The 24,270-nt window shown below is 40.1% G+C and carries 20 protein-coding genes; 3 read left to right on the forward strand and 17 right to left on the reverse strand.

Annotation, left to right across the window (positions count from 1 at the left end):
- Positions 1–108: 108 nt before the first annotated feature.
- Positions 109–705, forward strand: a complete 597-nt coding sequence (gene clpP, locus MUN88_RS19800; RefSeq protein WP_244718497.1) for an ATP-dependent Clp endopeptidase proteolytic subunit ClpP — start codon at positions 109–111, stop codon at positions 703–705.
- 198 nt (positions 706–903) lie between these two features.
- Here the strand turns inward: clpP and MUN88_RS19805 are convergent, their stop codons facing one another.
- The 6 genes from MUN88_RS19805 to MUN88_RS19830 all read right to left on the reverse strand — a co-directional run bounded on the left by MUN88_RS19805 (position 904) and on the right by MUN88_RS19830 (position 6,407).
- Positions 904–1,161 carry an HPr family phosphocarrier protein gene (locus tag MUN88_RS19805; RefSeq protein ID WP_244718499.1) on the reverse strand — a complete coding sequence of 86 codons (258 nt, stop codon included), beginning with the start codon at positions 1,159–1,161 and terminating at the stop codon, positions 904–906.
- A gap of 145 nt (positions 1,162–1,306) precedes the next feature.
- Positions 1,307–2,254 carry a DNA-binding protein WhiA gene (gene whiA, locus MUN88_RS19810; protein WP_244718500.1) on the reverse strand — a complete coding sequence of 316 codons (948 nt, stop codon included), beginning with the start codon at positions 2,252–2,254 and terminating at the stop codon, positions 1,307–1,309.
- A 40-nt stretch (positions 2,255–2,294) separates the two neighbouring features.
- Positions 2,295–3,248: a gluconeogenesis morphogenetic factor MgfK gene (mgfK, locus tag MUN88_RS19815; protein ID WP_244718502.1), complete on the reverse strand. Its 954-nt coding sequence runs from the start codon at positions 3,246–3,248 to the stop codon at positions 2,295–2,297.
- Between the two features lie 2 nt (positions 3,249–3,250).
- Positions 3,251–4,132 (reverse strand): RNase adapter RapZ, encoded by an 882-nt coding sequence (gene rapZ, locus MUN88_RS19820; protein ID WP_244718504.1) that lies wholly within the window; start codon positions 4,130–4,132, stop codon positions 3,251–3,253.
- A gap of 248 nt (positions 4,133–4,380) precedes the next feature.
- Complete coding sequence (gene trxB / locus MUN88_RS19825) at positions 4,381–5,331, reverse strand: thioredoxin-disulfide reductase (protein ID WP_244718507.1); 951 nt, start codon at positions 5,329–5,331, stop codon at positions 4,381–4,383.
- 80 nt (positions 5,332–5,411) lie between these two features.
- Positions 5,412–6,407 carry a tetratricopeptide repeat protein gene (locus MUN88_RS19830; RefSeq protein WP_244718510.1) on the reverse strand — a complete coding sequence of 332 codons (996 nt, stop codon included), beginning with the start codon at positions 6,405–6,407 and terminating at the stop codon, positions 5,412–5,414.
- Between the two features lie 279 nt (positions 6,408–6,686).
- Between MUN88_RS19830 and MUN88_RS19835 the strand changes: the two genes are divergently transcribed.
- A complete protein-coding gene (locus MUN88_RS19835; protein WP_244718513.1) occupies positions 6,687–7,595 on the forward strand; it encodes a ketopantoate reductase family protein in 909 nt (302 codons plus the stop codon).
- Between the two features lie 4 nt (positions 7,596–7,599).
- Here MUN88_RS19835 and MUN88_RS19840 read toward each other — a convergent pair whose 3' ends face one another.
- The 11 genes from MUN88_RS19840 to MUN88_RS19890 form a co-directional block, all read right to left on the reverse strand.
- Positions 7,600–8,136, reverse strand: a complete 537-nt coding sequence (locus MUN88_RS19840) for an acyltransferase (protein WP_244718516.1) — start codon at positions 8,134–8,136, stop codon at positions 7,600–7,602.
- Positions 8,137–8,138: 2 nt separating this feature from the next.
- Positions 8,139–8,780, reverse strand: a complete 642-nt coding sequence (gene ppaX / locus MUN88_RS19845) for a pyrophosphatase PpaX (RefSeq protein WP_244718518.1) — start codon at positions 8,778–8,780, stop codon at positions 8,139–8,141.
- Between the two features lie 37 nt (positions 8,781–8,817).
- A complete protein-coding gene (gene lgt, locus MUN88_RS19850; protein ID WP_244718520.1) occupies positions 8,818–9,660 on the reverse strand; it encodes a prolipoprotein diacylglyceryl transferase in 843 nt (280 codons plus the stop codon).
- A 23-nt stretch (positions 9,661–9,683) separates the two neighbouring features.
- The gene (gene hprK / locus MUN88_RS19855) at positions 9,684–10,649 is read right to left on the reverse strand and encodes an HPr(Ser) kinase/phosphatase (protein ID WP_244718522.1); all 966 of its coding nucleotides are present in this window, start codon (positions 10,647–10,649) and stop codon (positions 9,684–9,686) included.
- Positions 10,650–11,555: 906 nt separating this feature from the next.
- Positions 11,556–11,897 (reverse strand): phage holin family protein, encoded by a 342-nt coding sequence (locus tag MUN88_RS19860; protein ID WP_244718524.1) that lies wholly within the window; start codon positions 11,895–11,897, stop codon positions 11,556–11,558.
- A complete protein-coding gene (locus MUN88_RS19865) occupies positions 11,897–12,100 on the reverse strand; it encodes a PspC domain-containing protein (RefSeq protein ID WP_244718526.1) in 204 nt (67 codons plus the stop codon). Before MUN88_RS19865 ends, MUN88_RS19860 begins: the two co-directional genes overlap by 1 nt.
- Before the next feature lie 77 nt (positions 12,101–12,177).
- Positions 12,178–12,834: a bacillithiol biosynthesis deacetylase BshB2 gene (gene bshB2 / locus MUN88_RS19870; protein WP_244718528.1), complete on the reverse strand. Its 657-nt coding sequence runs from the start codon at positions 12,832–12,834 to the stop codon at positions 12,178–12,180.
- Positions 12,835–12,849: 15 nt separating this feature from the next.
- Positions 12,850–13,203: a YojF family protein gene (locus MUN88_RS19875; protein WP_244718530.1), complete on the reverse strand. Its 354-nt coding sequence runs from the start codon at positions 13,201–13,203 to the stop codon at positions 12,850–12,852.
- A gap of 534 nt (positions 13,204–13,737) precedes the next feature.
- Entirely contained in the window at positions 13,738–16,593 is a 2,856-nt protein-coding gene (gene uvrA, locus MUN88_RS19880) for an excinuclease ABC subunit UvrA (protein WP_244718532.1), read from the reverse strand.
- 5 nt (positions 16,594–16,598) lie between these two features.
- The gene (gene uvrB, locus MUN88_RS19885; protein ID WP_244718535.1) at positions 16,599–18,587 is read right to left on the reverse strand and encodes an excinuclease ABC subunit UvrB; all 1,989 of its coding nucleotides are present in this window, start codon (positions 18,585–18,587) and stop codon (positions 16,599–16,601) included.
- A gap of 714 nt (positions 18,588–19,301) precedes the next feature.
- Positions 19,302–20,885, reverse strand: coding sequence for a peptide chain release factor 3 (locus tag MUN88_RS19890; RefSeq protein WP_244718537.1), 1,584 nt, complete (start codon positions 20,883–20,885; stop codon positions 19,302–19,304).
- Positions 20,886–21,038: 153 nt separating this feature from the next.
- On the opposite strand from MUN88_RS19890, the gene MUN88_RS19895 reads away from it, so the two are divergent.
- Positions 21,039–24,266 carry a DEAD/DEAH box helicase gene (locus MUN88_RS19895; protein WP_244718540.1) on the forward strand — a complete coding sequence of 1,076 codons (3,228 nt, stop codon included), beginning with the start codon at positions 21,039–21,041 and terminating at the stop codon, positions 24,264–24,266.
- Positions 24,267–24,270 lie beyond the last annotated feature (4 nt).

The following is a 24,270-nucleotide window of genomic DNA, read 5'->3' on the forward strand; positions in this document are numbered from 1 at the left end:
GTTAAGGGTAGGATGAAATTAGACAATCAAATCTTTTGACCTTTTTTGACCTTTCCGTTAAGATGAAATTAGTAAATGAAACTATGTGTATTGAAGGAGGAATTTTCAATGAATTTAATTCCAACAGTTATTGAACAAACAAACCGAGGCGAACGTGCATATGACATTTATTCTCGCCTATTAAAAGACAGAATTATTATGCTAGGAAGCGGCATTGATGACAATGTGTCTAACAGTATTGTAGCACAATTGTTATTCTTAACGGCAGAAGATCCTGATAAAGATATTTCTTTATACATTAACTCACCAGGTGGTTCCATTACAGCAGGTATGGCCATCTATGATACGATGCAATTCATCAAACCTAATGTTTCTACCATCTGTATCGGTATGGCGGCCTCTATGGGTGCTTTCCTACTTGCAGCAGGTGAGCCTGGTAAACGTTATGCACTGCCAAACAGTGAAGTAATGATTCACCAGCCACTAGGTGGTACACAAGGTCAAGCGTCTGATATTCAGATTCATGCAAATCGTATTATCGAGATGCGTAAAAAACTAAACCAAATCCTTGCGGAACGAACTGGTCAACCGCTAGAAGTAATCGAAAAAGATACAGATCGTGATAATTTCATGACGGCTGAACGTGCAAAAGAATATGGGTTAATCGATAAAGTAATGGAACACAAACCATCTGATTTAAATTAAGTTAGGTTAGAAAAAGTGGCGTAGTTTTTACTCGCCACTTTTTTTGTTTATACGTACGGAGCAGTATACAAAAACATGAATAATTTCATAATTACCACTAAAATGACCTCTAAGCCAGTTGACATAATTCGTATTACAGATAGTTGTATATATACTTACGTTAGTTAGGCCGGGCGGGTTTGCCCGGTCTTTTTCTTCTTAATTAATTCCTTCAGCAAATGTCGATAATTCCGCAAGTGCTTCTTCCTCATCACTTCCATCAGTAATAATTTTAATACTGCTGCCTTTTGATAACGCTAAACTCATTAAACCCATAATACTTTTTGCATTAATCTGCCTGTTTTCCTTCTCGATGAAAATTTCAGACGTGAAGCTGTTTGCTTTCTGAACAAATTGAGCTGCTGGTCTTGCTTGTAAACCCGGTTCTACACCAATAACAATTTCTTTCTCTAACATGATTTACCCCTCCCGAAAGTAAGCGTTATCATTTTATCTTATTATAAGATAACCCATATTATTCCTATTATGCAAGTATCAACATTTCCAAAAGGTAAACTTCTGCGCGATTTAAATCCCGCAGAAGTTAACTTCAACACAAATGCTACTGACTCGATACTTCCTCATTTCTTAACTGGTCAGCAAATTGATCGATTTTTTTCAAACGATGGTTAATACCCGACTTACTTATCTTCCCGCCAGACACCATTTCACCTAATTCTTTAAGTGACACATCCTGATGCTCCATCCGTAAACGGGCAATTTCTTGTAATTTGTCAGGCAATGCCTCTAACCCGACTGTCTTATCAATAAATCGGATATTCTCCATCTGTCGAAAAGCAGCACCAATTGTTTTATTCAAATTAGCCGTTTCACAATTGACCAGTCGATTTACAGAATTACGCATATCACGCACGATTCTCACATCTTCAAATTTAAACAAAGCTTGATGTGCACCCATGTAATTCAACAGCTCGGTAATTTTTTCGGCTTCTTTAATATACGTGATAAAACCTTTTTTCCGTTCTAAAATACGTGCATGTAAGTTATATTCATTCAATAAATCACATAATGATTGATTGTGCTCTTCATGAAAATTATATATTTCTAAATGATAGGAAGAAGTTTCTGGGTTATTCACAGAGCCGCCAGCTAAAAAGGCGCCACGTAAATACGATCGTCTGCAACATTGCTTCTCCGTATACTTCGAAGAAATAGTTCGAATAAATTGTAATGGCTCTACTAATATTTCGAGATCATGGAGCATCTCCTTGACTCCTTCATTCATTCGCACGATATAGACGTTGTTTTTCTTCAATTTCATTTTCTTACGCACAAGTAACTCTACTGGTATATCATAAATGGATTTAATCAGCGTGTAAATCCGGCGCGCAATGGCAGCATTCTCTGTTTGAACGTCTAATGAATAGGCATTTCTTGACAACGAAATGGCTCCGTTCATCCGTATCAGTGCTGCTAATTCCGCTTGTTGGCAGCAATCATCACTTTCTATCTTTGTTAATTCTTTTTTTATATCTGCTGCAAAAGACAACTTTCTCCCTCCCCTCTACCACACAGAAAACTCCACTTGCTTATGTTAAGGAACAAAGCACATTAGCTACTTTATCCGTGTCATGCCGCAAGGAATGATTTAATTCTTTGACAATATCCGCTTCGATAATCTCGAGCCCCATATCACGCAACCTGTCCAGGTCGTATTTAACCGGTTCTGCATTCTCTTCTGCATAAACCATTTGTACATCCTTCGCGATCGTCTGATTGTGCACAATAACCGCCTGAATACAGTCATCCCCTATATGTTCGGTAATTGCTTTAACATGGTCAGATGCCGTATAATGATTTGTTTCACCAGCCTGAGTCATCACATTACAGACGTACACCACTTTCGCCTTGGTCGCACGTAATGCTTCTCCAATCTGAGGTACGATTAAATTAGGCAGCGTACTAGTATATAAACTGCCAGGTGCTATCACGACTAAATCAGCGTCATGAATCGCGGTTACTGCTTCTGGTAAAGGCAACACAGGGTTTGGCTTTAAAAATACTCGTTTAATCCGTTTATTCGCTTTAGGAATATTCGATTCCCCTACTACTACTTCACCATCTTCATATTCCGCATGCAAGAACATATTCTGATTCGCAATCGGATAAATATTTCCTTTGACGTTTAATACTCTCGATATTTCTTTTATTCCGTTATAGAAATCGCCTGTCACAGAAGTCATAGCAGCTAATAGCAGATTACCCATCGAATGACCGGAAAGACCATTACCTTTCGTAAAACGATGCTGAAATAAATCCATTAACATTGGTTCAACATCAGATAGTGCTGCAATGACATTCCGGATATCTCCTGGGGCAGGCATTTCCATTTCTGTGCGTAGTCGCCCGGAACTGCCACCATCATCTGCAACAGTTACAATTGCCGACAACTCGATGGGTTGTTGTTTTAAACCACGTAAGATAACCGGCATTCCTGTACCGCCACCAATGACGACGATTTTTTTTGGAGTCTTTGATGTCATAATTAACCCTTTCGTTTCTCTATATCACGATGACTAACATGTGTGACATAATTTTTTTGGAAATACTTTGCTAAATGTTCCGCTATCGCTACCGACCGATGTTGACCACCAGTACAGCCAATCGCAATGACCAATTGTGTCTTACCCTCACGTTTATACTGAGGCAGCATAAATTCTAACAGGTCAATCATCTTTTCGATAAATTTCTGTGTATCCGACCATTTAAAAACATATGATGAAACTTCTGAACTTAGTCCTGTCAGCGGACGCATCTGTTCGACATAATGTGGATTAGGTAAGAAACGAACATCAAAGACAAGATCTGCGTCAATTGGCAAACCATATTTAAAACCGAAGGAAAGTGTGTGAACTGAGAAAATCTCCTGGTCTTTTTTACTATATCGCTGCACTATTTCTTCACGTAATTCCTTTGGTTTCAATTGAGAAGTATCGATAAAATGCTGTGCACGCCCTCTTAATTCATCCAGTATTTTTCTTTCCGCATGAATCCCTTCTAATGGTAATCCATCTTGTGCCAATGGATGTGAACGTCGCGTTTCTTTATATCGTGAAACTAAGACGTGATCACTGGCATCCAGGAAAAGGATATGTTCTTCCAGCCATTTTTCCTGACCCAGGGCATCCAGTGCTTCAAAAAGAGTATCAAAAAATTCTCTTCCTCGTAAATCCATGACAAGTGCTACCTTTTGAATCGTATTGGTGGCATCCTTCATTAATTCCAGAAATTTTGGCAAAAGGGCTGGCGGCAAGTTATCGACACAGTAATAGCCCAAATCTTCAAAGCTTTGAACAGCTACTGTCTTTCCTGCTCCTGACATACCTGTAATAATGACTAATTTAATTTCATCCGTTTGTCTCCCCATCAAACAACCCCCCTCGCTTTCGCTACTAGTATGTAACGACTCAACTATTATATTTACTATTATACACGGAGAAATTGCTGTCTACCACCAAAAAAAATTGGCATAGGTTGTGAAACCTATGCCGTCAAGTTCTATATTTATTAAAAAGGGGGTCAATTAGTTAATTACATTATATCTAATTAATGTTTCGTCCGTGTTACAACCGCGTTAATTTCTAATTACGTGTGTATTTCGAAAAGATTACAGGACTAGCTTGGTGCGTTGACCTTTTCCTCTAAGTTTTCAATATAAGACTGTGCGGCTTGCGCTGCAATGCTTCCGTCACCAGTAGCAGTTACGATTTGACGAAGTTCTTTCTCACGAATATCCCCAGCAGCAAATACACCTTGCACACTTGTTTCCATTTTTTCATTTGTTGGAATATATCCTTCTTCATTAGTAACGCCTAATGATTTGAATGGTTCACTTAATGGAACCATACCGATATAAATAAAGGTACCATCAATGTTATGGTCATACTCTTGGCCAGTTTCTTTATTGTATAATGTAACACTTCCAACTTTCCCGTCTTTTTCATTGATAGACTTGACGATCGTATCCCAGATGAAATCGATTTTGTCATTGTTAAAGGCACGATCCTGTAAAATCTTTTGGGCACGAAGCTCATTACGACGGTGTACAATGGTGACTTTGCTAGCAAATCTCGTTAGATAGACACCTTCTTCGACAGCAGAGTCACCGCCACCGACTACGACCAATTCTTTCTCTTTAAAGAAAGCACCGTCACAAACAGCGCAGTAAGAGACACCACGTCCACCGAGCTCTTCTTCGCCAGGTACGCCTAATTTTTTGTATTGTGCACCGGTAGTGATGATTAATGCTTTTGTTTTGTATTCTTTAGAGCCAGCATTAATTGTTTTATAATCGCCATGATCAATCACTTCTTTAATATCTCCATAAGCATATGCTGCTCCGAATTTTTTCGCGTGATCAAACATTTTATTTGATAAATCAGGTCCTAATATATGGTCATATCCTGGATAGTTTTCCACATCCTCGGTGTTGGCCATTTGTCCACCAGGAATACCTCTTTCCAGCATTAATGTATCTAAATTTGCACGTGATGTGTAGACAGCTGCCGTTAAACCAGCTGGCCCAGCACCTGCAATTATAACGTCATAAATCTTTTCTTCTGTCATGCCTGTCATCCTTTCTTCTCAATTGTTCTCTCTATTATGATATGGACGGTACAAAAGGTCTACTAATCTGCTCATTTATGCTATTTCCACGGAGGGGCCTGCTCGGCAAGAATCTGAAAATGTTTACAACCTTCGCGCCATAATTGTTCCGCTTCTTCTTTCATTCCTAAATAATACTGACAAGTACTATACCATCTATAGTAGGAAGGATGGCCTTTTAATTTCGATTTATGCAACATTTTAAATCGAGGAAGTGCTTTATCATATAATCCAATTTGAGTGAAGGTAACGGCAATTCGTAATTTTTGCTGTTCATGGATTGGATAAATATTCTCCAGCATATTCGTGTAATAGTTACTTTTTTCATTATTTTGTTCCAGTCCATAGAAAATGGCCAAGTTCATCAAACTAAACAATGCATCTGGATGATCTTGCAAATATTTCTCTTCCATTTCGATGGCTTCTTTCCGTTCTCCGATAAAAAACAGTGCATAATGATATTCATGTCTTGCTTGTGAAAACTCTGGAAACAAAGCGATCATTTCTTCTAAAACAGCAATCGCTTCTTCCCACTCTTCACGCTCGAGATGATAAAAGGCCGTTTCCTGGTACATGAGAAGATCGTCTTCTTCGTCCAATGTCCAATCATTATCGTCCTCTTCTTCATCATCGAAATCTAACATCTCCAATAATGTCGCAGCTTCTTCACGGAATTCACCGTCAGTTGCTTTTTCTAAATAAAGTTCTGCATATTTGATCGCATCTTGTAAAAGCCCTAAATGCGCGTAATTATTCGCAATTAAATAATAACAATCAATATATTCTTCACCTTGCTTGGCTAATACCCTTGTTAATAACTGGTTTGCCAGATGGTAGGAACCAATTTCCGTATAAACGATCGATGTCTGACATTGATATAACGGATTGTCCGGTTTTTCTTCCATTGCTTTTTGAAACCATTTTAAGGAGAGGTCAAATTTTTGCTTTTGGTATGCTTCAATACCTTTTGAGAAATAAAAATCCCCTTCTGGTATGAAAGGTATGATGTTCCCCTCTATTGAATGTGATTTTGACACGTGAAAGGTTCCCCTCCTAACTTTACCTGCAAAAAATTATAATGATACAGTAAATAAATGGGCTTCTGTTGTTTAAAGTGCAAACGTCCGTAATGTTACTTTCTCAAAAAGCTCGAGGTTTGCTATCGTATATTACGGACGATTAGCACTATGATAAAATTCGATGACTAATGCATTATAACATAATTTGCAAACAATGAAAGTACCTTTTTTTATGACAGATCTTTTGGTCAGGCTGCAATGGTGTAGTAAGATAAAAATAACGAGGAGGAGATAGTCATGAATATTGCCATAATCGGCGCTGGCGCATTGGGCAGTTATTTCGGTGTCCGCTGGCTACGGGCAGGTGCTAATGTCCAGTTTATCGTACGCGAAAAGAGAGCAAAGCAATTACACGAGCAGGGGCTTGCGTTACATAGTGTTAAAGGTGATGATCAGATCCAATCACCTTCTATTATTACCAATCCGAAAGATGCAGTCGAAGCCGATGTTATTGTGATTGCTGTTAAAGGATATCATCTCGATGCTGTGATCCACACATTGAAGGCCTTAGCAGGACCTAACACTTTCTTATTACCAATCATGAATGGTGTTGCACATTATCAGACATTAGCAGACCATTTCGGAGAAAATAAAGTACTAGGTGGTTTAGCTAACATCATAGCTACTCTGGACGAACATGGCCATGTGAAACATACAAGCGAGATTCACGAAGTCTGGTTCGGCGCCTTACATCATAGTCAACAACAGATCTGTGAACAACTGGCAGAACTTTCTCAGAAAGCAAATATGCGTGCAACATACAGCGAAAAAATTTCAACAGACATCTGGTATAAGTATATGTTTATTACTGCTTTTTCGGGAATTACCACCGTAAGCGAGTTGGAAATCGGACCAATTCTCAAGCATCAGGCAACGAGAGATGTACTGGACAAGCTGTTTCAAGAAATGCAACAAATTGCAAATGCTGAGAAGGTCGATTTAACAGAGCGAAGAATCGAGAAAGCCTGGTCAACCATTCAACAACTTCCTGAACATGCAACTTCGTCTATGCATCAGGATTATCGTAAAGGATTGCCGCTCGAGTTAGAACATTTACACGGTGCTGCGATCGCCATCGCGAAGAAACATCAACTGGAAGTACCTGTTATTCAAACTATTTATGGTATTATCAAAGCAAAAAGCTGATGATTTATTCATCAGCTTTTGCCATAAGAGGGTCATTTAATTCGCGCTCTTGCATTTGTTCTCTGTCATAAACTAAGCGCATTGGATTTCCTGCAACAAATGTGCCTGCTTCGACATCCTTATAGACAACCGTACCAGCAGCCACGACTGCCCCATCGCCAATTGTAACCCCTGGTAAGATCGTACAATTGGCACCAATCATGACCTCGTCACCTATCGTAACATCACCAATCCGGTATTCCTTAATTAGATACTCGTGCGCAAGAATCGTCGTATTATATCCGATTACCGAATTCGTACCAATTTTAATTTTTTCAGGAAAAAAGATATCCAGCATAACCATTAAGCCGAAAGCTGTCTGGTTGCCTACTTTCATATTTAGAAACGTACGGTATAAGCTGTTTTTCACTTGCAAGAGAGGTGTATACCTCGCAAGCTGTATGACAACAAAATTTCGAATCACCTTCCAAAATGGGACGGTCTGATAAACATGCCACAAACTATTTGGGCCATGAACACGATACCGTTCAGTCTTCCGCATGATTACTCCACTCCAACAATGTTCAGTAAATCGCTCATTTCTTCTAACATATAGTCTGGATCATGTGCTTCTAATATTTTTCTGCCTTTGATTGTCCAAGCTACTCCTGCCGTCTGTACTCCAGCATTGTGACCTGCTTCGATGTCATGATAATTATCGCCCACCATCATCGTTGTCATTGGATTTGCTTTCAGCTGGTCAATTGCCGTAAGGATTGGCTCTGGATGCGGCTTGGCATTCTCCACATCATCCAACCCAATTAATACTTCAAATAATTGATCCATTCCGGTCATCTTCAAGCCTAATTTCGCAGTGTCATTCAGCTTCGTAGTCACAATACCCAACTGAAACCCTGCTTCTTTCAGCTTTTGGATTGTTTCCACAACCGTCGGATAAGCTTCTACATATTTATCGTGGTTTGCTAAGTTATGCTCACGATAAGTCGCCATCAATTCTTCGACTTTGTCCGCATTTACTTTTTTCAAACTGTCCACCAACGGCGGACCGATAAAGTCAAGAATCTCTTCTCTTGTATACGGACGATCCCCGAATTTCTCAATCGTATGAGCGAAAGAAGCAATAATTAATTCATTCGTATTAATTAATGTTCCATCTAAATCAAATAAAATCGTTTCAATCTTCATTTTTTACCTCCAAGTGCTGTCAAAAAGAGCTGTGTAATTATTTCTTATGTTGTGTGATTTTTTTACCTTGATACGTTCGGTCTGCTAAACCTTTTTTACGACGATAGAACATAATAACCAGTGAACCAATTATTAATAGTACCGAAATAAATTGTGCAGTGCGCAATTCACCAACAATGTACAAGCTGTCTGTACGCATTCCTTCGATGAAATAACGGCCAATTGAATACCAGATCACGTAGGTTAAGAACATTTCTCCGCGACGTAACGGATATTTCCGTAAGATTAATAACAGGATAAATCCTGCAATGTTCCAGACGGATTCATATAAAAAAGTAGGATGATACATCGTACCTTCAATACACATCTGATTCATAATGAAATCTGGTAAGTATTGATGAAAATTCTGATATGTAGCCTCGGAAATTGGACCGCCATGTGCTTCCTGATTCATGAAATTTCCCCATCGGCCAATAGCCTGCCCAAGGATAATACTCGGTGCTGCAATATCTGCGATTTGCCAGAACGATAGGTTTTTAACTCGTGTAAAAATGATCGCAGTTAAGACGGAACCAATTAATGCACCGTGAATCGCAATTCCACCTTCCCAGACGGCAAAAACTTTCCACCATGCATCATTTACATAGCGATCCCATTCAAAAATAACATAATATGCCCGTGCACAAATAATGGCAATCGGGATTGCAAATACTACTAAATCAACAATATAGTCCTTTTTCACACCTAATCTATCTGCTTCCATCGTCGCAATCCACAAGCCTAGAAAGGCGCCGGATGCGATGATAACACCATACCAATAAATCGATAATGGCCCTAATTGTAAAAAGATAGGATCAAGCGCAGGAGCTTCACATGCCAAAATTAATCTCCTCCGTTCTTTGATTAATAATCCATATCAATATCTGTTTCAAATTCAGACTCTTCCTGTCCACCATTTTGGATCATTTTAGACAATCGTTGTGAGAATTCTTCTGCTGCATTAACACCCATTCGTTTCAAACGGAAATTCATCGCAGCCACTTCTATAATAACAGCAAGGTTACGACCAGGTCGAACAGGAAGTGTTGCTTTCGGAATTTTAACGTCGATGATTTTCATCGTCTCCTCTTCAAGCCCTAATCGATCATACTGTTTCTTTTGATCCCATGTTTCTAAATTAATGACTAATGAAATTTTCTTGTGAGAACGTACAGAACCCGCTCCAAACAGAGTCATCACGTTAATAATTCCTAATCCACGAATCTCGAGTAAATGTTCGATTAATGGAGGGGACGAACCAATTAAGCGGTCATAGTCCTCCTGACGAATTTCGACACTATCATCTGCTACCAGGCGGTGACCTCTTTTCACCAGTTCCAGTGCTGTTTCACTTTTACCGACACCTGATTGACCGGTGATTAATACACCTATCCCATAAATATCTACCAACACACCATGCACAGCAGTGAAAGGAGCAAATTTCGCTTCTAGGAAATTAGTAATTCTGCTAATAACACGTGTTGTTTTGTACGGTGAGCGCATTAATGGCACGCCGGAATCTTCACATGCCTCTACTAATTCCTCTGGCACTTCCATATCTCTCGTCACTACAATTCCTGGTGTAATGTCCGTACATAAACGGTAGGAACGATCTTTTTTCTCTTCCAAGGTTAATTCGGAAAAATATGATAGCTCTGTTTTACCCAAAAGCTGCAAACGATCTTTCGGATAGTATTTGAAATATCCAGTTAACTCTATACCCGGACGCGAGACTTCACTCATAAATATTTCTCTGTGAATTCCTTCTTTCCCTGCAATCAGCTCGATTTTAAAGCGGTCAAGCAAATCCTGCGTACGAACTTTAGCCATTTTTATAGCCCCCCTGTTTCTGAAAAAATCCCTTTTTTCCATTCTCCACTTTTGTATATCTTGCTGTAACTATTGTAGCACTTTTTGAAAAAGATAGTACAGATTAGAATGAAAAAATTAACCGGATTAGAAAAACGAAAAATCCTATTCTTACGGTTCTATCTAACTTAAATATGTGTACACAGGCACCTTAAAATACGGATTATATTTACTAAAGTAGAGGTTATTTTAAAATATTGTCAGTAGTATGATACCTTCTACGAACCACTTGTCTCTGCCTGCAAGTATTGTTTCAAAGCGTGCTTCCTCGGCACAAGCCAGACAGTTACACTTTACATAATTATTATAAGAGCTTCTTTTAATACGGATTATGTAAAGTAGCAGCTTAGTGTTTATCTTGAAATGATTCATGTGCTGGGATACCGCTCCGGCCAACCACTTCGCGCCCTGCGGGGCACGGCTGAAGCTAACTTTGTGAAGAAAGGCACTTCACAAAGTGGATCTTCAGCACCTGCACGTCCCGCGGGAGTCTACGTGGTTGGCCTACGCTAGGATGTTTGCTCTACACCAGACGTGACAGGAAGGATATAGAGCTATCCATTTTAATGACTTTTAATGCCTAGCACCAATGCTTTTAGCTATTTTCAAGCTTTGTAGCACTTCACCTAAGCGTAGGAAATATGCGGAGACTCCCGTGCCCACAGGACGCGGAGCATATTTCCGGAGCATTGCTACGCACATAAAATATATCAAAATGGACACATAATAATACAGCTCCACTTTACATAATCCGTATTATAGGAAGCTAATTTTATTTTTTTAAAGCTTGATTTACTTCTGTCATTCATCTTAATGACAATGATTATATATTTTCTATAAAAAAACCGCTATGGAATACACAGCGGTTTAATCTTTCACTATTTTGTTGATAAAGAAATTCATGATTGAAAATAAAATGGCTGCGATTAGGGCCATGGCGAAGCCATCAATCACGAAATTGTCACCTAGCAGTGCTTGAGTAAACCATAGCGTGATAGCGTTGATGACAAATAAGAACAATCCTAGTGTAACAATTGTTATTGGTAATGTTAATACGACGAGAATCGGTCTAACAATCGCATTTAAAACCGCCAGTATCACACTTGCCAATAAAGCTATGGCAAACCCGTCAATCGTAAAGCTATCAAAAAGATAATCAATTAACATCAGTGCCAGCGCGTTGAATACGAGTGATAATATCCAACGCATTATGGCTGCTCACTTTTTTTGGGAATAATCAGGGCAGCAGCTATATATAAAATCGTTAGCGGGATACCTGCTGTAAAGATTAATAATACGATATAAATTAAGCGTAATATCGTCGCATCTAAATTCGTTATTTCTGCAATACCACCGAGGACTCCGGCAAGCATACTATTTGATTCAGAACGATATAGTTTACGTGGTTCCATTTTCAGCCTCCTATCATGACTGTAATCTCCTAACTATATTTCCACAATCAAAGGAGATTAAACATCATGGCACTTGCTCAATATTTCCAAGTATAGAAAGATTCCATGCCTAACCATTGTTTGGCTGCAGCCATGATATCTTCTTCTTGATTTTTCACTGTTGCTAGCATACCATCTGCTTGTGATTTGTGTGCCTGAATCGTGTCAAATTTTTTCTCAAAAACATCCGATACATCATTCACCACATCAGGCTCCCCTAGCTCTATAGTATGCGTTCGGCTGATCGCTTGTGCCCATACGACAGGTCGTTCTTGTGCCGGGATCATTTCAACAGCTCGAATAGCGGCAGCACCAAACGCATCATGGTCTGGATGAACCGCGTGACCAGGATAATGGGTAATGACTAGCGATGGTTTAATTTCTTCTAAATATGTGTATAAATGTTGAGCTACTTCTTCTGTCGATTCAAACTCCAACGTTTTATCGCGATAGCCTAACATTTCAAGGTTTATATCTAACACTTTACAAGCTTTGATTAATTCTTCTTTACGGATTTCTGGTAATGTTTCCCGATTGGCAAAGGTAGGGTTTCCCATGTTTCGCCCCATTTCTCCTAGAGTGCCACAAAAGTACGTAACCGGAATTCCTTTTTGACGGAAGGTTGTAATCGTACCGGAAGCACCAAATGCCTCATCATCAGGATGTGGATATATGACAACTACGTGTTCTGACACAGTAATTCCTCCTTCTTAATAATGGAATGGTGTTTCACTGATCTGCAGTGACACCATCAATCTTCCTTCGCGATCATGACCCGCCATTAACAGCTGATTTTGGTCATTTATTTCGAATTGATTGACACCCTCTGCATAGATCCAGCCAATATCTAATTTCAGCCCAACACGATATGTAGCAACAGCTCCAACTACTTTCCCTCGCTGATACTTTACCTTCGCATTACGAATAAACGCTCCTACATTGTAGGCATCCTCGTTAAAGTGACTGGCATATGCACCATTTGTTGTTTCTAAATGGACATATACGTCTTTATTTGCACGATCATCAATATGTTTTTGCAACTGATTTATTTCAATTGGTTCCATAAGATATGGCAGCCTCCTCTTTCCTTGCATTCTTTACCCATTTTAGCATAGATAGATTATAAGTTCTTGTGAGAGGTACTGAGTGCTTCTTTATCATAGTTCATCTCAACAAGGTATTTTGTACCGCTTGGAATAAAAATGAGATGTTTAGTGGTTGTTCCTAACTAACGTAAGTACATACAACTTTCTTAAATGGATTATGTAAAGTAGTCATGTGCTCATTTTGAAAAATTTAGTGTGCTAGAATTTTCGGAGCTTTGCTAAGCATTTAAAACATATCAACGAGTGCCGAGCTTTTTTTATACCTCCTGTAGAGTAGAAAACAGGAATTGGATATTATCCTTTGTCCTCGGGTTTCAGGGTGTTCCACTTTGCTAAGCCTGATAAATTGCTCGCATTCTTGATTGAGTTACTTTGTCACGTGGCCTCAACCTTAGGATTCCTCCACCAGTTGCTCGGATTGGACTTTCACCAATTAGCAATTAACGGTTTGCTGGGCACGCAACAAAAGCTGCCCCTGAGGACAGCTTATTATTATTTTCCAATCATTGCTTCCATTCTTGCTTTATCTCTTTCAAGGACAGGTTTTAAATATCTTCCTGTATGAGATTCTTCGACTTCGGCGACTTCTTCCGGTGTGCCTGTAGCTACAATGGTACCGCCACCGTCACCACCCTCTGGACCGAGATCGATAATATAATCGGACGCTTTAATCACATCAAGATTATGTTCGATGATGATCACCGTATCACCATTATCGACAAGGCGCTCAATTACCGTCAACAAGCGAGAAATATCATCGATATGGAGACCGGTTGTTGGTTCATCCAGAATATAGAGTGATTTTCCGTTTGAACGGCGGTGTAATTCACTCGCCAATTTGACACGCTGTGCTTCCCCACCAGATAAGGTGGTCGCCGGCTGACCTAAACGCACATAGCCAAGCCCGACATCATAAATTGTTTCCAGCTTACGTTTTATTTTAGGAATGTTTTCGAAAAAGGACAGTGCCTCCTCAATCGTCATATCCAGGACATCCGCAATGTTTTTCCCTTTATATTTGACATCCAGTGTCTCACGATTATACCGTTTGCCTTCACAGACTTCACACGGTACATAGACGTCCGGCAGGAAATGCATTTCAATTTTAATAATACCATCGCCACGGCATGCCTCACAGCGTCCACCTTTTACATTGAAGCTGAAACGGCCTTTTTTATAGCCTCGGATTTTTGCCTCATTAGTTTGGGCAAATACATCTCGAATATCGTCAAAAGCTCCCGTATAAGTAGCCGGATTGGAACGTGGTGTTCTACCGATTGGTGACTGGTCAATGTCAATTACTTTTTCTAGATATTCGATTCCGTTAATTTTTTCATGCTTACCAGGTTTTTGCTTAGCACGATGTAAATGAACGGATAAGCTTTTGTGTAAAATTTCATTGATTAATGAACTCTTACCAGATCCGGATACGCCAGTGATTGCTGAGAAAATGCCAATAGGAATTTTTACATCAACGTTTTTTAAGTTATTCTCCTTGGCACCAATGATTTCCAAATAACGATTATCAGGCTTAGAGCGTTTAGCAGGTACAGGGATAAATTTCTCGCCAGATAAATACTGACCAGTTAAAGATCTCTTCTTTTTCATGACCTGTTTTGGTGTACCTTGAGCGACTACTTCCCCACCGTGTTCACCAGCTCCTGGGCCGATATCGATCAAATAGTCAGCGGCAAGCATTGTATCTTCATCATGCTCGACTACAATTAACGTATTTCCGAGATCACGCATTCGTTCTAACGTCTGTATCAAACGATCGTTATCGCGTTGGTGCAGACCGATCGATGGCTCATCCAATACATAAAGAACGCCTGTCAATGCCGAACCGATCTGAGTTGCCAGCCGAATTCGTTGCGCCTCGCCACCAGATAATGTCCCTGCCGCTCTTGATAACGTTAAGTAGTCCAACCCAACATTCTTAAGAAAAGTAAGGCGATCATCTAATTCATTGACAATCATTTTCGCAATCTGAATCTCTTTTTCGGACAAATCAAGTGAGGTGAAGAACTGAATGGCTTCGGTTACGGACAATTCCGTCACCTGACCAATATGTAAATCATTTACCTTGACCGCAAGTGCTTCTTCATTAAGACGATAGCCTTCACAGCTAGGACATGCTTTATTTGCCATATATTTTTCCATTTGTTCACGAATGAAATCAGAAGATGTCTCCCGATAGCGACGGGCAATATTGTTTAAAACACCTTCAAAATAAATTTCTGTCTCACGAGTCATGCCATAATCATTTTCATAGCGGAAGTAAATTTTTTCTTTTCCACTTCCATTTAAAATTTTATTCATATCGCGTTTTGCCAGCTTTTTCACCGGAACATCCATATCAATGCCATAATGAGCACAAACACTCTTGAGCATTTGCGGATAATATTGTGAGCTGGTTGGTTCCCAAGCAACAATTGCGCCTTGATTTAGTGTTAAATCCTTATTCGGGATTACCAGATCAACATCAACTTCCAGCTGTGAACCTAAACCATCACATGTTTTACAAGCGCCCCATGGACTGTTAAAGGAAAATAGGCGTGGTTCCAGTTCATCAATGGAAAATCCACAAATCGGACAAGCGTGGTTTTCACTAAAGAGCAACTCCTCTTCTCCAATGACATCGACAATCACCTTGCCATCGCCTAGCTTTAATGCTGTTTCGATTGAATCAGACAGTCGACCGGTGATACCTTCTTTCACCACTATCCTGTCAATGACTACTTCGATTGAATGATTTTTGTTCTTGTCGAGCTCAATGTCATCACTTATTTCTCGCATCTCACCGTCCACTCGCAGGCGAATGTACCCTTCTTTCTGGAGATCTTCCAAAACTTTAGCGTGGGTTCCTTTTCGTCCGGAAACAACTGGTGCGAGGATTTGTAATTTCGTCCGCTCCGGATAGGCGAGAATTCGATCCACCATTTGTTCTACGGTTTGTGACGTGATTTCCTCCCCATGAATCGGACAGATAGGATGCCCAATCCGAGCAAAAAGCAAACGCATATAATCGTAAATTTCCGTTACCGTTCCTACTGTAGAGCGCGGATTTCTGCTTGTCGTTTTCTGATCGATTGAAATGGCTGGTGATAACCCCTCAATAGAATCAACATCTGGTTTGTCCATTTGTCCTAAAAACTGACGAGCATAAGCGGAAAGTGACTCGACATATCGTCTTTGCCCTTCCGCATAGATCGTATCAAAAGCTAGCGATGACTTACCGGAACCAGATAAACCAGTTAACACTACCAGTCTATCTTTAGGTATATCAATCGAAATGTTTTTTAAATTATGAGCACGTGCTCCTTTTATTGAAATCGATTTTTTCGCCATTATATTCACCCTTCTGCTTTCAATTCTAATACTGCATCACGAAGCTCTGCCGCGCGCTCGAAGTCGAGATCACGTGCTGCCTGCTTCATTTCTTGTTCCATTTTTTCGATTAGTGATTGTCTTTCTTTCTTCGTCATTTTGCTGACTTCTTTTGCTTTTTCGTTATATTGCTCCTTGTCTTCAGCCGCAATCGTTGCGCGGATGACATCACGGACCCCTTTATTGATAGTTTGCGGCGTGATGCCGTGTTCTTCGTTATATGCTTGCTGCTTTTCACGACGTCGGTAGGTTTCTTCAATTGCGCGTTTCATGGAATCAGTTTCTTTATCTGCATACATGATTACTCTACCATTTTCATTACGCGCTGCCCTACCCATCGTTTGAATGAGAGAGCGTTCGGAGCGGAGGAAACCTTCTTTATCTGCATCTAAAATAGTCACAAGGGATACCTCTGGAATATCTAATCCTTCACGTAATAAGTTAATACCGACCAGCACATCATACTTACCGACACGCAAGTCACGAATCACTTCAATACGTTCCAGCGTTTTAATCTCAGAGTGTAAGTAAGCAACTTTTAATCCGACTTCTTTTAAATAATCGGTTAAATCTTCAGACATTTTTTTCGTCAAAGTCGTCACTAATACACGTTCATTTCTTTCAACACGTTTATTGATTTCTCCGATTAAATCATCTACCTGCCCATCGATTGGACGAATATCGACTTCCGGATCCAATAATCCAGTTGGACGAATAATTTGTTCTGTCATGACCGGTGTATGTTCGAGCTCATATGGACCTGGAGTGGCTGAGACATATATTAACTGATTGGCTTTTTGTTCAAATTCACCGAAGGTCAACGGACGGTTATCCATTGCAGATGGTAAACGAAAACCATGATCAACCAGCACTTTCTTCCGAGCCTGGTCTCCATTATACATACCACGAATTTGCGGTAACGTAACATGGGACTCATCGATGACGATTAACGAATCATCAGGAAAGTAGTCTATTAATGTATAAGGAGTAGAACCTGCTTCTCTTAAGGAAAGATGTCGTGAATAATTCTCAATGCCAGAACAAAAGCCCATCTCTTCCATCATCTCGAGGTCATAATTGGTGCGCTGTTCTAATCGCTGTGCTTCTAGCAATTTGTCCTCTTCACGAAATTTAGCAAGCTGCTCATTTAATTCCTGTTTAATATTTTCCATCGCGACTTTTAATTTTTCTTCTCGCGTGACGAAGTGAGAAGCTGGGAATATCGCTATATGTTCTCGATCGCCGAGTATTTCACCTGTCAAGGCATCGACTTCGCGAATTCGATCGATTTCATCACCAAAAAATTCAATGCGCACACAATGTTCTTCCCTTGATGCTGGGATTATTTCTACCGAATCTCCCCGAACACGAAAGGTACCGCGCTGAAAGTCAATATCATTACGAGCATACTGAATATCCACTAATGCTCTTAATAATTCATCCCGATCTTTTTCCATACCAACACGCAAGGATAAAACCTGACTGCTATATTCCTCTGGTGAACCCAAGCCGTAAATGCACGAAACACTGGCAACGACCAGGACATCATTTCGTTCAAACAAGGCAGAGGTTGCAGAGTGTCGAAGTTTATCAATTTCATCATTGACACTAGCGTCCTTTTCAATAAATGTATCTGTCGACGGCACATACGCTTCTGGCTGATAATAATCATAATAACTGACAAAATACTCTACTGCGTTCTTAGGAAAGAATTCTTTAAATTCACTGTACAACTGACCGGCAAGTGTTTTGTTATGGGCAATAACAAGCGTAGGCCGGTTAATTTCTTTCACGACATTACTAACCGTAAACGTCTTACCTGTACCTGTTGCACCAAGCAATGTCTGGTGACGTTTGTTCTTCTCGACACCTTCTACGAGTTCTTTAATGGCGCGGGGCTGATCCCCTTGCGGCTCATAAGGTGCCTGTAAATCAAATGTATGTTGATCCACCATATTACCTCCGTTCTCTTTATCTATCTATTAGTATACACGATCACTCACAAAAAAGCGAACAAATATTCGTTTGGGTTTTATTGGTTTCATTTTCATTATAACCAATGGTGTGGGGATGATAAAAAGATATGATATGAAATAACTAAAATAATCGAATTGTTCATTGCTTCGCGTAGTTGCAAAGCGAATTATCATTAGAACAGATATGAATCTCATGAAAACTGCTCTTCACTATCTAAATGAAGTATATAAGCTTCTGATAATACGGATTTAGTCAACTAGCATAGAGGTAATTTTGAAATATTTTTAGTGGTATGATACCGCTCCGGTCAACCACTTCGCGTCCTGCGGGAGTCTACGTGGTTGGCCTAGGCTAATGTATTCTACAACTGGTGCATGATATAGTATGTTGATTGGTATCCTCATGATCGTCCATACTGTCTAAAGGAATAATGCATAGCACTGCTGCTACTTCCTGTAACAATGTGTCTACAAGTATCGCTTCGAAGTGATCTTTCTCGGTCACAAGGCGGCAAAGAAGCAGACAAGTCGTAGCCTAGCTGAAGCCATTCCCCACAGGACGCGGAGCATTGCTTAGCATATACTAAATACAACATAAATATATCGCAAGTGTTTACCGTATTATGAAAAGCCTATTTTTCAAATATTTAAGTAAAAGCACCTGCATTATCCATGAAAAAGCCATAGCTATTGTTAGCTATGGCTTGTTTGGTCGTATTGGTTTACTTCAAATAAATCGATTAGTTCGATTTCCGGATGTTTGTCGACAAACCAGCGTAATGCGAAATCATTTTTGAATAAGACAAGAAAGTCCTCTTCGCGATCTTTCACCAACAAGTTCCGCTCATCAAATAATTTTGGATCGACTTGATCCTTCTTGAGCCAGCGCGGAATACGATCTCCAATTGATTCAAGCATGACTTCCACATTGTACTCGTTCTTCATACGATGCTGGAATACTTCATACTGGAGCTGACCTACGGCACCAATGATCATCGAATCGGTTGGATAGCCACGGAATAGCTGGATTGCACCTTCCTGCACAAGCTGTTCAATCCCTTTACGGAACTGCTTTGCTTTCATTACGTTTTTGGCAGTTACGCGCTGGAACATTTCTGGTGGGAACTGAGGTAACTCATCATATTGAAAAACATTTTTCCCTTCCAGTAAAGTATCCCCTATTCGATAGGAGCCTGGATCATAAACACCAATGATGTCACCAGCGTATGCTTCTTGTACTGTATCACGGGAAGAAGCGACGAATTGTTGCGTCTGCCCAAGTCGAATGCTCTTGCCAGTTCGAGCTAACGTCACGTTCATACCCCGCTCAAACTTACCGGAACATACTCGCAAAAATGCAATTCGGTCACGGTGCTGCGGATTCATGTTCGCCTGAATTTTGAAAATGAATCCGGAGAAATCGGGATAATCAGGGCTGATGACTTCCTCGGTCGTACGGCGTGGTCCTGGTGCAGGAGCTAACTCGATAAAAGTATCAAAAAAGGTCTGTACACCAAAGGGTGCCAAGGCACTACCAAAGAACACCGGCGTTTGTTCTCCTTCTAATACACGATCGATAGAGAACTGATCACCTGCTTCATCTAATAGTTCTAATTCATCGACAGTTTCCTGATAAGTAGGATGCTGGGCGATTTCGTCCTGATCCATTTCTGACATTGGAATATACGACTCTTCCTCATTACCATTAAATTTAATAAATTGGTCTTGGTAACGGTCCAGAATCCCTAAAAATCGTTTTCCCATACCAACCGGCCAGTTCATTGGATACGTTTCAATATTTAACACTTCTTCAATCTGGTCTAACAATTCCAGTGGTTCACGTCCCTCGCGGTCAAGCTTATTAATGAAAGTAAAAATCGGAATACCACGCATTTTACAAACTTTGAACAGCTTAATCGTTTGTGCTTCGATACCCTTTGTCGCATCAATAATCATGACAACACTGTCAACCGCTGTCAGCGTCCGGTACGTATCCTCACTGAAATCTTCGTGTCCAGGAGTATCAAGGATATTGACCTTGTGCCCTTTATATTCAAAATTCATCACACTGGATGTTACAGAAATCCCACGTTGCTTTTCAATTTCCATCCAGTCCGATGTTGCAAATTTTCCCGACTTTTTCCCTTTAACCGTACCTGCCGACCGAATCAAATTACCGAACAATAACAATTTTTCAGTCATCGTTGTTTTACCGGCATCCGGGTGTGAAATGATCGCAAATGTCTTTCTTTTTTTCACTTCTTCTTGTAATCCCATGTTTGTACCCTACTTTCTTATTTACCTAGCCTTAACTTCTCCTATTTTAACACTTCTCAAACAAGGTGAAAATAAAAATATCATCGGGATGGCATCCGTCTCAGAATCTGCTATAATATAATGATGGATTCTTTGTATAAGGATGGGATCAAGTTGCAGCAAATTCAAATGACGGAACAATCGATTCGTCAGCTAACTGGCGAACGCTTTTACAATAGAGGATATCAATACTACCAAAACGGCAAGGTATATGGCCTCTCCTATAATCCACAGACTAATTCTTGGCGTGGACTTGTTAAAGGGACCAAGATTTATACAATACGCATATATTTCACAGAAGATATGAAGATTGACACCACTTGTAATTGCCCAGCATTCGAAACGCATGATTCATGTAAACATGTGGCAGCTGTCTTGCTGGCCATTACGCAGGATGCTCAGTCGAACAAAAGACGCTATGCAGTTGATCGCCGTGCGCAAGAGGCACCTTCGCAGGATACCGATCTGTTTGCGAAGCAATTACTTCATACGTTCCGTAATAAACAGGATGACATAGAGACACCTTTACAGGTGAAAACAGAATTTGTTTTGTCACTGATAAAAACGAATAAAAATTCACAGTATGCATTGAGTATAGAAGTAAAAGTAGGAGATAAACGACCATATGTGGTTCGTGATATCCGCAATTTCTTAAAAGCAATGACTGGCGGGGAAACTTACCGAGTCAATCAAAGCTATACGTATTACCCCTATACTCATTACTTTAACTCCAAGGACCAAAAAATGACCGAAATGCTCTTAACCTGTTATGAGCAGGAGCGACTGTTTGGAAATAGTTATGTCATAAAACTGGAGAATCCTAGAAGTATCTATGTGCCACCCAGCCTGGTAGATTCACTGCTCGAATTGTTAGTGGATATCAATTACACATTCCGGTTAGATACAAATAAAGAATTTAGCGATATTAAAAAAGGAAATATTGAAGAACAACTAACGTTCCAATTAGATTACCAGGCAACAAACAGCTATACGCTGGAAATGAACGATTTGTCTGAGTTTTATTTTCTTAACAGTTATCGCTACTTAATTCGTGATAATTATTTTTACAAATTAACGTACAACCAAAAAGCAATATTGGAAAAGTTGTTCCGGATCATGCCTTTTCAGAACAAAAAAAAGCAGAACATCTCTGCTGACGAAATGAACGGTTTTGTCAAAAATGTTATGCCGCAATTCGAGCAGATTGGTTCATTACAAATGACAGAGCGGATGGAACAGCAAATCAATACGACACCTTTGCATCCCAAAGTTTATATTGATGAAATAGACGGTGCATTGAAAGCAGAGGTGGAATACCACTATGGCGAGGAACAGTTTACTCCTTTTTCTGAACAGTCTGTTGCTAAAACCATTGTAAAAAGGGAAACAGCAAAGGAACAGCAGATTATTCAGCAGCTGCGCGACGAAGCATTTATGGAGATGAACCATGCTTATTATTTATTTAATGACGATGCAATCTACTCGTTTCTGCATGAAGGTGTGCATGAATTAGAGCAAAGCGCCAATGTGTATCTCTCCTATGCTGTGAAACAAATGATCGATGGCGTAGATAAGATTACACTGCAATCACAGGTTGATTATCGACCGACTGAAGGGATGCTGGACATCGCTTTTGACATGGAGGGTATTTCAGATGAGCATGTCGCTAATATACTCCAGGCGTTAATCGAAAAAAAACGCTACTATCGTATACCGAATGGTGCCCTGATTCATTTGGAGCGTGACGATTTCAACTCGTTTCAACGATTACAACAATCCTTGCAATTGTCACAGAAACAAATGGAAAATGGCAGAGTATCGATTCCGGCAGCCCGCAGTTTTCAGGTAGAAGATGCCTTAAACAAGACAGATCATCGGTACAGTGCATCATTCCAGCAAATGTTGGAGCAACTGAAACATCCGGAAATGCTGGAATTCGAACTGCCTGCATCACTTCAAGCCGAAATGCGGGATTATCAGGTTACCGGTTTTCAATGGATGAAGGCACTCTCACACTATCACTTAGGTGGGATACTAGCTGATGACATGGGGCTTGGAAAGACATTGCAAACAATCAGTTATATGCTTTCTGAGGCAGAAAAACAACAAGGAAACTATCAAGCGTTAGTTATTGCACCTGCATCGCTTTTATATAACTGGAAAAAAGAAATTGAAAAATTTGCACCGACTTTATCAGCTGGTGTAATCATCGGCCCTAAACAAGAGCGTCGTCAGTTGCTGGAGCGTTTCCAGGATACCAATATTCTGATTACCTCATATCCTACGTTAAGAAAAGATCAGGACTTATATGAAGAGCATTTGTTTGACTGCATCGTATTGGATGAGTCACAGGCAATCAAAAATCATTTAACATTAACAGCTAAATCTGTCCGTTCTCTTCAGGCAAAACAATTTTTTGCCTTGAGCGGAACGCCAATTGAAAATGCTCTCGAAGAACTATGGTCGATTTTTTACACGATTTCCCCTGGTCTATTTGGTAGCAAAAAAGTGTTTAGTAATCTGGATACGAACTATATTTCGAAAATTACCAGACCGTTTATTTTGCGACGTGTGAAAAAGGATGTACTGGACGAATTACCGGATAAAATCGAATCGGTACAGTACTCAGAGCTGACGAAGGATCAAAAAGAAGTTTATCTTGGCTATTTACAGCGAATCCAAAACGAGTTGGATGAGACGATTGAAACGAAAGGATTTGACCGTGGTAAACTGCAAATTCTCGCAGGCTTAACACGCTTGCGCCAGATTTGTTGTCATCCGAGTTTGTTCTTGGAAAATTATCAAGGACAATCCGGTAAATTGGATCAGTTAATGGAACGAACTGCGGAGCTTGAAGCCAACGGAAAACGCACGTTGATCTTTTCGCAATTTTCCAGCATGCTGGAAATCATTCGCGATACACTACAAGCAAATGGCCACGACGTCTTTTATCTGGATGGGTCAACACCATCTGATCAGCGCATGAAGATGGTAGAAGCATTTAACGAAGGAGAAAAAAGCTTCTTCCTAATATCCCTAAAAGCTGGTGGAACAGGACTCAACTTAACCGGAGCCGATACCGTCATATTATATGATCTCTGGTGGAATCCTGCGGTCGAAGAACAAGCAGCAGGAAGAGCGCACCGTATCGGTCAGAAAAATGTTGTTCAAGTGATCCGTTTTATTACGGAAGGTACGATTGAAGAGAAAATTTATCACTTACAACAACAAAAACGCGAATTAGTCGATCAAATCATCCAGCCAGGTGAAACATTATTATCCAAATTATCGGAAGATGAAATTCGGGAACTATTACAATTCAACGAAAAACAAGAGAGCTGATGTG

It is taken from the genome of Gracilibacillus caseinilyticus (assembly GCF_022919115.1).
Classification (GTDB): Bacteria; Bacillota; Bacilli; order Bacillales; family Amphibacillaceae; genus Gracilibacillus; species Gracilibacillus caseinilyticus.